The 12893-nt window shown below is 61.4% G+C and carries 12 protein-coding genes; 3 read left to right on the top strand and 9 right to left on the bottom strand.

The window, feature by feature from the left end:
* Nucleotides 1-62 precede the first annotated feature (62 nt).
* Nucleotides 63-1748, bottom strand: a complete 1686-nt coding sequence (locus CIC12_RS17660; protein WP_168665396.1) for a thiamine pyrophosphate-binding protein — start codon at nt 1746-1748, stop codon at nt 63-65.
* Nucleotides 1749-1758: 10 nt separating this feature from the next.
* Nucleotides 1759-2706 (bottom strand): SMP-30/gluconolactonase/LRE family protein, encoded by a 948-nt coding sequence (locus tag CIC12_RS17655; RefSeq protein WP_168665394.1) that lies wholly within the window; start codon nt 2704-2706, stop codon nt 1759-1761.
* A gap of 219 nt (nt 2707-2925) precedes the next feature.
* Here CIC12_RS17655 and CIC12_RS17650 point away from each other — a divergent pair, with 219 nt between their 5' ends.
* Together CIC12_RS17650 and CIC12_RS17645 are read left to right on the top strand one after the other, a co-directional pair.
* Nucleotides 2926-4125, top strand: a complete 1200-nt coding sequence (locus CIC12_RS17650) for an alpha-hydroxy acid oxidase (protein WP_168665392.1) — start codon at nt 2926-2928, stop codon at nt 4123-4125.
* Nucleotides 4126-4229: 104 nt separating this feature from the next.
* Nucleotides 4230-5054: a GntR family transcriptional regulator gene (locus CIC12_RS17645; RefSeq protein ID WP_168665390.1), complete on the top strand. Its 825-nt coding sequence runs from the start codon at nt 4230-4232 to the stop codon at nt 5052-5054.
* 40 nt (nt 5055-5094) lie between these two features.
* On the opposite strand, the gene CIC12_RS17640 is transcribed toward CIC12_RS17645, so the two are convergent.
* From CIC12_RS17640 to CIC12_RS17630, 3 genes are all read right to left on the bottom strand, one after another.
* Nucleotides 5095-5613 carry a cupin domain-containing protein gene (locus CIC12_RS17640; RefSeq protein WP_342030546.1) on the bottom strand — a complete coding sequence of 173 codons (519 nt, stop codon included), beginning with the start codon at nt 5611-5613 and terminating at the stop codon, nt 5095-5097.
* A gap of 72 nt (nt 5614-5685) precedes the next feature.
* On the bottom strand, nt 5686-6597 hold the full coding sequence (locus CIC12_RS17635) for an amidohydrolase family protein (protein WP_168665388.1): 912 nt from the start codon (nt 6595-6597) through the stop codon (nt 5686-5688).
* Nucleotides 6598-6638: 41 nt separating this feature from the next.
* Entirely contained in the window at nt 6639-7919 is a 1281-nt protein-coding gene (locus CIC12_RS17630; protein ID WP_174772086.1) for an MFS transporter, read from the bottom strand.
* A gap of 315 nt (nt 7920-8234) precedes the next feature.
* Between CIC12_RS17630 and CIC12_RS17625 the strand changes: the two genes are divergently transcribed.
* Entirely contained in the window at nt 8235-8978 is a 744-nt protein-coding gene (locus CIC12_RS17625) for an IclR family transcriptional regulator (RefSeq protein WP_168665386.1), read from the top strand.
* Nucleotides 8979-9016: 38 nt separating this feature from the next.
* On the opposite strand, the gene CIC12_RS17620 is transcribed toward CIC12_RS17625, so the two are convergent.
* The 4 genes from CIC12_RS17620 to dctP form a co-directional block, all read right to left on the bottom strand.
* Nucleotides 9017-9895, bottom strand: coding sequence for a TauD/TfdA dioxygenase family protein (locus tag CIC12_RS17620; protein WP_168665384.1), 879 nt, complete (start codon nt 9893-9895; stop codon nt 9017-9019).
* A gap of 72 nt (nt 9896-9967) precedes the next feature.
* On the bottom strand, nt 9968-11272 hold the full coding sequence (locus tag CIC12_RS17615) for a TRAP transporter large permease (protein ID WP_168665381.1): 1305 nt from the start codon (nt 11270-11272) through the stop codon (nt 9968-9970).
* Nucleotides 11269-11841 carry a TRAP transporter small permease subunit gene (locus CIC12_RS17610; RefSeq protein ID WP_168665379.1) on the bottom strand — a complete coding sequence of 191 codons (573 nt, stop codon included), beginning with the start codon at nt 11839-11841 and terminating at the stop codon, nt 11269-11271. Before CIC12_RS17610 ends, CIC12_RS17615 begins: the two co-directional genes overlap by 4 nt.
* A gap of 4 nt (nt 11842-11845) precedes the next feature.
* The gene (gene dctP / locus CIC12_RS17605) at nt 11846-12853 is read right to left on the bottom strand and encodes a TRAP transporter substrate-binding protein DctP (RefSeq protein WP_168665377.1); all 1008 of its coding nucleotides are present in this window, start codon (nt 12851-12853) and stop codon (nt 11846-11848) included.
* Nucleotides 12854-12893 lie beyond the last annotated feature (40 nt).

The following is a 12893-nucleotide window of genomic DNA, read 5'->3' as shown; positions in this document are numbered from 1 at the left end:
TGTCTCGCCTTTCACTGCATTGCTCACTGCATTGCCTGCTGTCCCGTCGAGCCCTTTGCCGACTAACCGCGTAGCGCCTTCGATTGCGCCAGATAGCCCGACGGATCGACATGCACATCGATCAGACACGGGCCGTTCGTCGCGAACGCTTCCTCAAGCGCGTTCTCATAGGCTTGCGTCGTGACGACGGAAAAAGCGCTCATGCCGAAGCCGCGTGCGATTGCCGGAAAATCGATGCGCGGCCATTCGATCCCATCGCGTTCGAGGCCACGGCTTTGCTGCTTGATCTGAATCAGCGATAACGTCGAGTCGTTGAACACCACGATGCAAAGCTTCACGCCTTCGCGCACCGCCGTCGCCAGTTCGCCGATGCACATCAGCAAGCCGCCGTCGCCGGTGAATGCGATCACCTGGCGCGTCCGGTCCGACACGCCCATCGCGATGCCGGCAGGCAATGCAAATGCCATCGACGCAAGGCCGTTCGAGATCAGCACGTCACGCGGTCGCTTTGCCGGCCAGAAGGCCATCGCGGAGAACATGTGAGCGCCGGCATCCACGGTGACGCGGGCGTCGAGGTGTTGCGCGGCTCGCGCGGCGATCTGCACAACGGCCACCGGCGTCAGACCCGTTTCGCTGCCGGCGTATGCAAGGGCTTCGTGCATGCCGGTCTTCAGTCGGACGAACTCTTCGTTCGACCAGCCGCGCGACGGCGCGACCGACGACAATGCATCGAGCGAACGCGCCAGCGGCAGACGCAGGCGTGCCGCGGGTTCGACGTAGTGAGGAACGTGTTCGACCGGACTCAGGTCGATCACCGGTGCGGTATAAGGCCAGGGGCGACCGATCAATTCCACGGGATCGAGACCGCACAACACGATCAGATCTGCCGACTCGACGCTGCTTCGCTCCAGCGCGCCGCCGGTGAACAGTCCGAGAGCATGATCCGACTCGTCGGCGGTGACGCCTTTTGCTTTGTAGGTAGTGAGCACCGGGCATTGCCAGTGCATCGCGAGCGCGTCGATTCGGGACGCCACGTCTGACGAGCGCGCCTCCAATCCGGCAACGATCACTGGCCGCCGTGCTTTTTCGATCAACGCTATCGCCGTAGCGACGGCCTCGCTTTGTGATGCCGACGGCGCATCGGCGGCAACGGCGGGACTCGCGTCGTTATGCTGCTCAGCAATCGTCCTGCGTGCATTTTCACCGGTCAGTTCGAGATACACCGGTCCGCATGGCTCGGTTCCAGCGATGGCGATCAGGCGCTCCAACTCGACGGCGACCTGCTCGCCGTCGAGCCGGGTATGTGCCTTCACGACAGGCGCCAGCATCGCGCGCTGATCGAACACCTGATGCGAATCGTGCGTGAGCTGCTGCCTGGTCCAGCCATCGGTAATGACCAGCACCGGCACGCGGTCCAGGCTCGCGTGCGCGATGGCATTGGCGACACTGGCCGTGCCCGGTCCCTGGGTCGTGACCACCACGGCTAGACCGCCGTGCGCTTCCGCATCGGCGGCGGCCATCATGCCGGCGGCCGCCTCGGTATGAGCGAGCACGAAACGCACACCGAGCGCCGCGAACGCCTGCATCACATCGAGGCTGCTGCCACCGCCAGGCAGCCCATAAATCTGACGCACGCCGTGGCGTACGCATATCTCTGCCACGACTTGCGCGACCGTGGACTGCGCCAGCGCAATCTTGGGCATGTCGGTCGGAGGTGGGGTATCGGAGCGCGAAACCGGCTCGAGCATGGTGATCATCCTAGTGAGCGAAGCCGGCGACGGTCGGGTCGGCGCCCACTTCCGCGTGCGAAAACATGCGCATTCCGGCGACCGGCACATCGGCAACCAGAACCGAACAGCCTTGAGTAATGAACAACTGCCGATTACCCGGTCCGCCGAACGCGCAGTTCGTGGTCATGGTCCCGTGAACCGAATTGATACGCAGCATCGGCTCGCCGACCGGATTGAACAGCCAGACCGCGCCGAGCCCGACGTGACACACCGCGATCGAGCCGTCGCTCGCGAGTGCGACGCCATCGGGGCCGCCGCCACCCGACATCTGCACGTAAGTGCCGACCTTGGTGACCAGGCCGTCGCGAACCAGCGGTACCCGCCAGATTGCATTCGCCCGCGTCACGGCAAGCATCACCACATGCGCCTTTTCGTTCAGCACCAGTCCGTTCGGGCTGGGCACATTGCTGAGCAGACAGTCGAGCCGGCCGTCGTGACTCAGGCGATAGAGACGGCCGCTCGGATCGTGCAGCCCGGTTTGCCCCTGATCGGTGAAGTACAGATCGCCGTTCGAGGCGAACACCAGATCGTTCAATCCCTTGAATCTCTGCACCAGCGCACGTTCCAGAAACGGCTCGATGTTGCCGGTTTTCGGATCGAACACCATCAATCCGTTCTTGCAATCGGCGATAAACGCGCGGCCATCCTGGTGGAACTTCAGTCCGTTCGGTTCGCCGTCGTATTCGAGCTCGCAGGTCACTTTGGCGTCCGGCGTGATCTTGAACAGACGCCCCCACGGAATATCGACGACCCACAGGTTGCCCTCGCGATCGAATGACGGTCCTTCGAGAAAGGCAGGCGCGTCGGCGCCATGCAGTTGCACGTCGACCCACGTCGAGCGGCGGCCCTTCATGTGAAATTCAGATGGAATGCGGACAAACTCCCTGGCTTCGACGACGGGCGGCGGTGCGTACATGCTGTCTCCTGGGGTAGCGCGATAACGGACAATAATTAAAGCTGTACGTACATGTTATAGACTTCGTTATCGCAAAGTGCATAGGGATAAATACCGAGTTTATTGCTTAATAAAAGACACAAATCGAACGTGCCAGAACGAACATTTTTCTTTATCCTGACTACCTATACGTACATGTTATTCCACATGTGCTTGTGATCACCTTTTCTGGGAAGAGCGATGAAATTGACCCAAGCCCTGAGCATCGACGATCTGCGCAAGATCGCCAGAACGCGCCTGCCCCAAGTGATTTACGACTATCTGGAAGGCGGCGCGGAAGACGAAGGCTGCCTCGCCGCCAACCAGGCCGCGTTCGCGAAGCACCGCCTGCTGCCGCGCTATCTGGTCGATATCTCGCGTCGCGATCAGTCGGTCGAACTCTTCGGGCAAACTTTTGCTTCGCCGTTCGGCATTGCGCCGACCGGCATGATCGCGATGGTGCGGCCGGGCGCGGACCTCATGCTCGCGGAGGCGGCCGCGAAGGCAGACCTGCCGTTCGTGATTTCCGGCGCGAGCACGGCGTCGATCGAACAGGTTGCGCGGGTCGCGCCGAAGTCCTGGTATCAGCATTACCCGTGCAAGGATGCGGGCATGACGAGCGATCTGTTTCGCCGGGTCGCCGATGCGGGCTTGTCGACGCTGGTCGTCACCGTCGACGTGCCGCTTCATTCGAAGCGCGAGCGCAATATCCGCAGCGGCTGGGTCCGGCCCTACAAGCCAACCCTTGCCGTGATGCTCGAATCGGCACGGCATCCGGCGTGGGTGGCCGACTATCTGCGTAACGGCTTGCCGTTCATGGAGAACTACCGCAAGTACGCGCCCGCCGGCCTCAATGCGCGAGCGTTGACGAGCTTTTACGCGGACCAGGTGCCGGCGCCGCACTCGTGGGCGACCCTCGACAACATTCGCCGCCAATGGAGCGGCAAGCTGGTGGTCAAGGGCATCATGCATCCCGACGACGCGAGCCAGGCGCTGTGCCTCGGCGTGGACGGCATCATCGTGTCGAATCATGGCGGCCGGCAACTCGATCGCGCGGTCGCGCCGCTCGACGCGTTGCCGCGCATCGTCGAAGCCGTCGGCGACCGGATGACGGTCATGCTCGACAGCGGCATTCGCCGGGGCGCCGATATCGCGACCGCGCTGTGCCTCGGTGCGCGCTTCACCTTCGTCGGACGCGCCCCCGCCTACGGTGTTGCGGCAGGCGGAACCGAGGGCGCGTTGCGCGCGTTGAGCATTCTGCGCGCGGAACTCGATCTGGTATGCGGGCAAATCGGCTGCCCGTCGGCGCGGGACCTGAGCCCCGCGTTTCTCGACGGTGCCCCGACTCAGGCGAGCACACAGCAGGCCGCACCGTTGCTCCAATACGTTGCCGCCAGCTGACTTCCCAGCGAACCCGGGCGGTCCGGCGTCGCGGCTGACCGCCCTGGGCCGTTTGGGACACATGGTAAAGTTTTGCTCCATACGTTCGGGCGGGGAGATCATCGTTGGGTCAGCGCAATACACCACTGGAAAAGTCAGGCAAAACCCAGACAGGCTCCGGCAAGGCGCGAGCGCCAAAGGCGAGCACCCGGCTTCCGGCCGCCGATCGCACCGAGCCGCTCTATGTGCAGGTCGTCGCGACACTGAAGGCCGAAATTCTCAAAGGGGTCTATCCGGTCGGCACGCAGTTGCCCTCCGAAGATCTACTCGGCCAACGTTTTTCCGTCAGCCGTCACACGATTCGCGAAGCTTTGCGGCGTTTGCGCGACGATGGCCTGATCTCGTCGCGTCGCGGTGCGCCGACCACCGTGGTGCGTCCTGGCAGCAGCGGCGCTTATGTACACGAAATCGAATCGATCAACGATCTTTTCTCCTTCGTCACTGCCCTGCGCTTTCGTATCGACTCGGTCGAGATGCTGAGCGCAGACTCCGCTCTCGCCGCACGACTTGGCTCGGCCGAAGGAGAAAAGTGGCTTCGTATAGACGGCTTCCGCTTTCCGGATTCGAGCGAAGAGCCGGTTTGCTGGATGGAAGTCTATGTTCACGAAAGCTACGCCGGAGTCGCACGACTGCTGGAACACAACAACGGCCCCATCTTCGAACTGATCGAAACGCTGTACGGCGAGCGCATCGTCGAGGTCGAGCAGGAATTGCGCACTGCCCCGATGCCCGCGCCGGTCGCATCGATGCTGCGCGCTGAGCCCGGCGAAACGTCGATCGAAGTGATCCGCACGTTCAGGATCGCGTCGGGCCAAATCGCCGAAGTGTCGATCGCTCACTATCCCGCCGAGAACTTCGCGTTCTCGATGAAACTGCGCCGGACCCGTTAATCTTCCAACGCCCAGTTCTTCCTGCTGGCTGCAGTTCCGGTTACGAGAACCACTGCTCGCTCAGCACGAGCGGCACTTCCTTGTTCGCTTCTGAAAATCCGTCGAGTGGCAGATGGTCGATCCCGACTCGCGCAAGCGGATCGGTAGACGGATCGACAGTTGCGCCGACGCGCAGCATCACGAGCGGCTCTCCTTCGTCGGCGCAGAACGAGTAAAACGAGCCGCGCGGCAGCAGAATGCCCTGATTCTTCGATACGATCCGCGTCTCGCCATTCGGGCCGTGAAACGTCGCGCTGCCCTGCAGGATGTAGAACATGTGGTCTTCGTTCGTATGCGCATGCAGTTCATTTTCGCCGCCGCTCGCGTAGGTTTTCAGCACCACGCTCAACGCGGGGGTCGCGCCGAGCACGATGTTGGTGCGACCTTGATCGGGCAACTGCGCGCGAGCATGAAAGAAACTCGGCTTCGCACGTTTTTCGAATTGCGAGATCGCGTCGAGCCATTCCTTGGTGTTGCGGACTATCGTGGTGGATTGCGGGCTGATGTCGAAAGTGCTCACGGGTTGCTCCTCGGTAAGCTCAGTTGCAAAAAAGGCTGCAAGGCACGTAGCCGCGCGGTGGCGCGAATGCGCCTAGCCGGGTTGCACGCCCAGCGCAACGGTTTCGGTAAAGCCGTACAGCGAAGCCGGATTGCTGGCGAGAATAGAATCGCGCACGGCGGGATCCGGCGCCCATCGGGCTAGCATGCCGAGCAGGCCGGCATCATCCACCTGTTGTCGCGGGCTGATTTCGTCCAGCGATGCAGCGGGAGCATGTGACGGATTCGGATGAGGCCAGTTGCTGGCCCACAGCATTCGCGCCGGGTTCGCGTCGATCAGCGCATGGGCGACCGCGTCGATATCGGTGTAATACGGCGAGTCGTTCGAGCAGAGATAAGGCGCCGACAATTTCACGTACGCGCTGCCTGTCCTCACCAGATCCAGCACCGCCCGAAAGCCCTTCTGCTGCGGGCCGAATTCAGCGCGTGCGCGGGCGAAATGGTCGAATACAACAGGTAGGTCGAGGCCACCGAACACGTCAGCGATCGATGCAATCAGTTCGAGCTGGCTGTACACCTGAACATGCCAGCCACGGCCTGCGAGCTTCGCGGCGGTGTGTCGGACGATGGTTTTGCAGCGAGCCGGATCACTCTCGGCCAGCATCTCGAGATTCAGACGAACACCGCGCACGCCAGCATCGTGCAGGCTGTCGAGTTGCGTATCGGTTGCGTCCTCTTCGATCACGGCCACTGCACGGGCCCGCTCGCGACCGAGCTTGCGCACTGCGTCCAGCGTGGCGGCGTTGTCGCTACCGTAGACACTCGGCTGAACGACGATTATGCGTTGCACCTGCAGCGTATCGAGCATCGCCTGCAACTGCGGCACGCTTGCGAACGGCGGCGTGTATTTACGCATAGCGGAAAACGGGAAGCGCGGATCGTCGGGGAAAACATGGGTATGACAATCACATGCACCTGCTGGCATCGCAAAACCGGTCGCGGTCATTTCGTTCTCTCGTAACCATTCATAGCTTCACAAGCCGATGACTATTGGAGCGCCCGGCCCCTGGTTTCCGGCAACAGCATCGCCATGAGCACCGACGCGCCATACGCGCAACCCGCGAAGATGGCGATCGCACTACCGAGCGACGAGGTCTGGCTCAGATAACCGACCATCGCGGGAAACAGCGCGCCAATGCCGCGGCCGAAGTTGTAGCAGAAGCTCTGTCCCGAAGCGCGTACCGTCGACGGATACAGTTCGGTCAGGTAAGCGCCCATTCCGGCAAATACGCCACACGAGGCCATGCCGAGCGGGAAGCCCAGCACCATCATTTGTCCATCGGTGAGCGGCATCTTCAGATAGACGTACAGGCAGACGGCCGCGACGAACGAGAACACGACGAAACTGCGTCGACGTCCCCATAGGTCGGTCAAATATGCGCCGAGAATGTAGCCGCAGAACGAACCGAGGATCAGCACCAGCAGATAGCCGCCGGTATTCAGCACGGACAGATGCCGTTCGACCTTCAGGAAAGTGGGCAACCAGGTGGACATGGCGTAGTAGCCACCGGTGAGCGCCGTGCATAGCGCCGAGGCTTTGAGCGTCGTGCCGAGCAGCGGCGGCATGAAGATCGCAAGCAGATTGGTGCGCGTGCCGGCGGCTCGCTGCGCCGCTTGTGCCCGAACGAAGATCTCGGGTTCGCTGACGTTACGCCGCACGAACAGCACCATCAGCGCCGGCAAGACGCCGATCCAGAACAACGCGCGCCATGCGTACTGTTCCGGCAGAAACGAAAACGAAATGCTGTACGCGAGCGCCGCCGCACCCCATCCGATCGACCAGCCGCTTTGCACGAAGCCCACGGCCTTGCCGCGATCCTCGGCGCGAACGCTTTCGCCGATCAACACCGCGCCGATCGCCCACTCACCGCCAAAACCAAGCCCCTGCAGGATACGCAGCGCAAGCAGTTGCTCGAAGTTCTGCGCAAAGCCGATCAGAACCGTGCAGACGGAAAACCAGAGAATGGTTCCCTGCAGCATTTTCACGCGCCCGAAGCGGTCGGCGAGCATGCCGGCAGTCCAGCCACCCACCGCGGACGCCAGCAGCGTGGCGGTGCCGATCAGGCCGATCGCGCCACGTTCGACGCCCAACGAATGCGTGAGCGCCGTGATCACGAAGCTGAAGATCATGAAGTCGAACGCGTCGATCGCCCAGCCGCCGAATGACGCGACGAAGGTCTTCCTGCCTCTCGGGTCGAGTCGCGCGATCCATTCGGGCATCCATAGGCTGCCCTCCCTGGCGATTTCCTGCGTCTTCGCGATTTTCATTTTTCCTCCGGCGAGTGGCCTGGCAGAGCTTCGCTGCGACACGCGACGCGTGGCATTTCGAAGGTGACCGAAGCCGCCATGCGTTCAGTGACGTGAATTAATTGTCCACACACAGGGACAAACAGTCTCTAAGTGTGAACCCCAGGGAGTGCTGGAAAACGGGAAAACGTGCCTGAATGCCGGAGAATGTCGAACCTGGCGGCTGGCCGCGGGCGCCGATTCAATTTTTTTGCAGACGCGGTTTCGCCGCATTGGCCTTGATACACTGCGGCGAAAGCGAAGCCCTCATGTGTCAATCTTTTTGGTGAGTAGTCCATGGTCAGACAAGCCGCCCAGGTTCTCGAACTGCTCGAATTCTTTGCCCAGATCAAACGACCTGCGTCGCTAGCCGAGATTTCCGAAACGCTGGATTGGCCGCGCTCCAGCACACACAACCTGCTCACGACACTCAAGTCGCTCGGCTATCTCTACGAGCCCCGCCCGAAAGGCGGCGTGTATCCGTCGCCGCGCTGGTGGGAGCTTGTCGAAGCCATCCGCAGCGGCGAAACGCCTTCGGTCGAGATGGAAAATCTGCTCGAATTTCTCGCGAACGCGACGGGCGAAACGACTGCGCTTGCCGCCCCCAACGCCGGGCAGGTGATGTTCGTCGGCGTGCGCGAATCGGCCAATCCGATTCGATACACCACGCAGATCGGCAATTGCGTGCCGATGCACGCCACTGCCGCCGGACGCGCATTGCTGTCGCAACGCTCGGCTGCCGAACGTCTCGCCCTGCTAAGACGCGCCGACTATATTCGCTACACCCCGCACACGCTGATGAATCCCGATGACATCGAAGCGGAAATCGAGCGATCGATAAAAAAAGGCTGGTTCCTCGGCAACGAGGAATATTCACCGGGATTGATGGGCGTCGCCCTCGCGTTGCCCATGCCTGCGCGCCACTACGCGCTGCTCATTTCAGGCCCCGTCGAACGCCTGAAGTCGCGCACCAACGATATCGCCACGCTGATGATCACGGCCGTGCGCGATTTCCTCGGCGTCGACCTGAAACCGAAATAGCGCTACGCGGTCCATCGCGGCCCGGGCACCTTGCATGACTAATGCGGCACACAATACCTGGATGCCGGTAGGCGGAACGTGGTCCGCTTCATCAGGCGTGGCTGTTCGAGTGTCATGACGTCGCGCCGGTGCATCGTGCAACCGTTGTCCCACATCATCAGATCGCCGGACAGAACTTTGTGCCGATAGACGGCCGACGGGTCGCCGCCTGCCGCAAAGAGCAACGGAAGGATCACGGCATTCTCTGCTTCGGTGAGACCGTCGATTGAAACCAGCGTGGTCGGGTCGGCATAAAGCGCCTTTTTCCCGGTGAGCGGATGGTCCAGCACAACGGGGTGAAACACATCGGGCGTGCGGGACAATTCATCGAATTTGCCCTTCAGTTCAGTCGCATTCATGATGCCCAGGCGCTTCGCGTACCGATAAGTCCCGATGCGCCCGTCGATCTTGCGGCGCACGTCGGGGAGCAACAGTTCATAGGCCCGATACTGATCGGCCCAGTAAATGTCGCCGCCGTCGCGCGGCACTTCCACACCGTAAAGAATCGCGCCGGTGGACGGTGACGGCCGGAAGGTCTGATCCGAATGCCAGTCGACGTCCTCTCCTCCCGCAAAGCCACCGAGGTTGCGACCGTCCGCATATTTCAGCGTGCTGAAATAGATCACCTTGTCGGAATACGGTGACAGAATGTCTTTACGACTGACCGCTTCGCATTCGCCAAGCAGGGAAGAAAATCGCACCAGTTCTTCTTCGAGCAGCGACTGACGGCGAAACACCAGAAGCGGATACTGCCGCCACAGCGCTTCTATCTCATCGATGTCGAGACTGCCGTCCAGAAACTCCTCGACCTTTACGTCGATTTCGAATGCAAGCCCCTCTTTCAAGGGCTTGCCATAGATTAACTGTGTCGACTCCATCGCATGACTCCATCACATTGAATGCGGGAAAAAGCAGAGCAGCCCCTGAAGCGCGCCAGCATTTCGCGAGATTTAACCGATCATCCGGGTGGGCAACCAGAGCGCAATCTGCGGAAACATCATCAACAACGCAAGCAGGATGAACATGATCAGATGAAACGGAATCGTGCCTTGCACGACTTCGGTGATCGATCCCTTCGAGATGCTCTGGATCACGAACAGATTGATGCCGATAGGCGGCGTGATCTGTCCCATTTCAATGAACATCACCACGACGATGCCGAACCAGATCGGGTCGATGCCATATCCGCTCAACACGGGTGCGAGCAGCGGCACGGTAATGACGATCATCCCGAGACTTTCGATCAGCGCGCCGAGCGCCGTATAGAGAATCAGAAGCGCCAGAAAGAACTCCGGCTTCGTCAGATGAAGGCCGACGATAAAAGACGTGATCTCTTCGCCGACGCCGGCATAGCTCATTGCGTACGAGAAAATGAATGCCGAGTAAGTGATGAAAATAATGTTGCCCACAATCAGCGTCGAGCGCTTCAGCGATGCGAAAAAAGTATGCAGCGTGAAGGTCGCAAACAGGCGGCAGATCACCACTGCCGCTATGCAGCCGACTGCGGCAGCCTCGGTCGGGGTCGCGATTCCAGCGTAGATCGCACCCAGCACGCCGCCGATCAGAATGCCGAGAGGCAATACATCGCACAACGCGCGCACGACCCATGCAATACGTTGCGAACCCCTCTCCTGTTGCTCGACCAGATCGGGACGCACCATGGTCCTGATGCCGACATACAGCATGAACATCAACGTCAGCAGAACGCCCGGCGCCACGCCGGCCATGAACAGCTTCGCCACCGACGTCTCGGTGAACGTGCCATATACGATCAACGCGATGCTAGGAGGAAACAGGATGCCGAGCGTGCCGCCGGCAGCGAGCGAACCGGTGGACAGCTTGCGATCGTAATTGCGCGCGCCGAGCTGCGGCAGCGCCACGTTGCCTACGGCGGCGGCGGTTGCGATGCTTGACCCGCTCACCGCCGCAAACAGCGCACAGCCGATGATATTGGTCTGGATCAGACCACCCGGCATGCGCCGGAACAGGCGCGCAAGACCGCCATAGACCCGGAAGCCCAGGCCGCTCGCCTGGATACACTCCGCCATCAGAATGAAAAGCGGTATGGCGGTCAGCGTGTAGCTATCCATGCTGCCCCAGCTCGTCAGTCCAATGCCGCTGAACGCCGCGACGCCGCCCTGCATGAACAGATACACGAGCGCCGGCACGAGAATGGCAAACGGCACCGCCATGCCCGCGCCCAGCAGGCCGAGAAACAATACGAATGTGATTGCGATCTGAAGATGCGCCATCATCCCCTCCTGCCACGCGATGAAATCAACCCGGCAATCCGCTGCCAGTCATGAAAGATCGTGCGCAGCAGCGACACGCACAGGCAAGCCGTGCCGACGCACATCACAGCGCGCGGAATCCACAACGGCGTGAGCAACGTCGTGGCGGCGACGTCGCCCGAACGCCAGGACGTCAACGTGAACAGCGCGAATTGCCAGCACAGCACGGCGATCGCACCGAAACTGACGACGCTGAAGAAGCAGCGCAAGCAGGCCTGCGGCAACCGCCCGAGTCTCGCGTCGAGAAAGTGAACGTGATGAAATGCGCCCTGCGCCTGACAACTGGGCAGACTGACGAACGCGATGACGATCAACGCGTAGCCGCCCAGTTCGTCGGTGACCTGCAACGACCAGCCGAACACACTGCGCACGAATACTTCCGCCGCGATCATCACGATCAATCCGACCACCACGAGTTGCGATACGCATCGGCAGACCCGGTCGAGCCAGCTTTCCAGCGACGGCGCGGAGAGCGTATTGCTGGCGACTTCGGGAATTTCGGCGACCGTAGTCGGTGCAAGGCTGGCTTTCATGTGCTTACCTCCCAATCGCCGCGCGCACCTTCGTCAGCGCCTGTTCCGCGGAGTCGCCGCGCGCTTTGGCCCAGGTGTCCCAGTACGGCGAGATCAGCTGGGTAGCCTGCGCCACCTCTGCCGCGCTCGGCGTCGTGACGACGATGCCTTTGGCCGCGAGTTGACTGGTTAGCGAGTCCTCTTCCACGGCCATTGCGTCGGAAATATGGGTAGTTGCCGCGTCGATATCGCGTTGTACTGCGGCCTGCTGCTGCGCAGTCAACGCGAGCCACGCCTGACGGTTCGCGAGAATCAGCGAGTCGATGAAGCTCACGTTCAGGTTGTAGCGATACTTCAGCATGTCGCGCCAGATGTACCCATAGCCGGAACTGGCGGTGGTCACGCCGTCTATCACGCCGCGGTCGAGCGCCGCTGCAACCTCAGATGTGCCGAGGGTCACGGGAATCCCGCCAAGCCGTTTGATGAACTCCGCCTGCTCCGGCGAGATCACGCGGATCTTCTGCCCCGCGATGTCGGAGAGAGTCGTCAGCTTCTTGCGCGACCAGATCACGTTGAGCGGAAACGTGTAGTGCCCGAGCAGCACGATGCCCTTCTTTTCGTACGCGGCCTTCAGGAACGGTTCCTCGGCAGCCCAGGCGCGATCGAAGGCGGGCCGGTCCTTGATCAGCAGAGGCAGTCGCACCGTGCCGCCTACCGGCACACTGCCGACAAAGAACGCGTCGTCGCCCATCTGCACCACGTTGCCCGCGACGGCCTCGGTGATGTTCGTCGCGCTGATCGCAAGCGTGCCGCCCAGGTTGAGACGGATCGCCAATTCATTGCCGGTGCTGTTGCGAATCTGGTCGAATAGCGCGTTGAGCCCCTTCACGGCCGTGACCGTAGCGGCAGCGTTGTAGGTATAGGCACGCCACGTCGTGGCGGCGTAGGCCTGCAAGGCGATGCACGTCGATACCCCCACAATCGCCCAGCCAAGCCATCGCGCCGCCATGCCAAGCCGCGTTCGATGTTTCATTGCTGTGTCTCCTGTTTTTATTGGGTACATACGGGCTGTG

The organism is Paraburkholderia sp. SG-MS1 (assembly GCF_012275575.1).
GTDB lineage: Bacteria > Pseudomonadota > Gammaproteobacteria > Burkholderiales > Burkholderiaceae > Paraburkholderia.
Note: the sequence above shows the minus strand (reverse complement) of the source record. Positions and strands in the feature narration are given on the sequence as shown.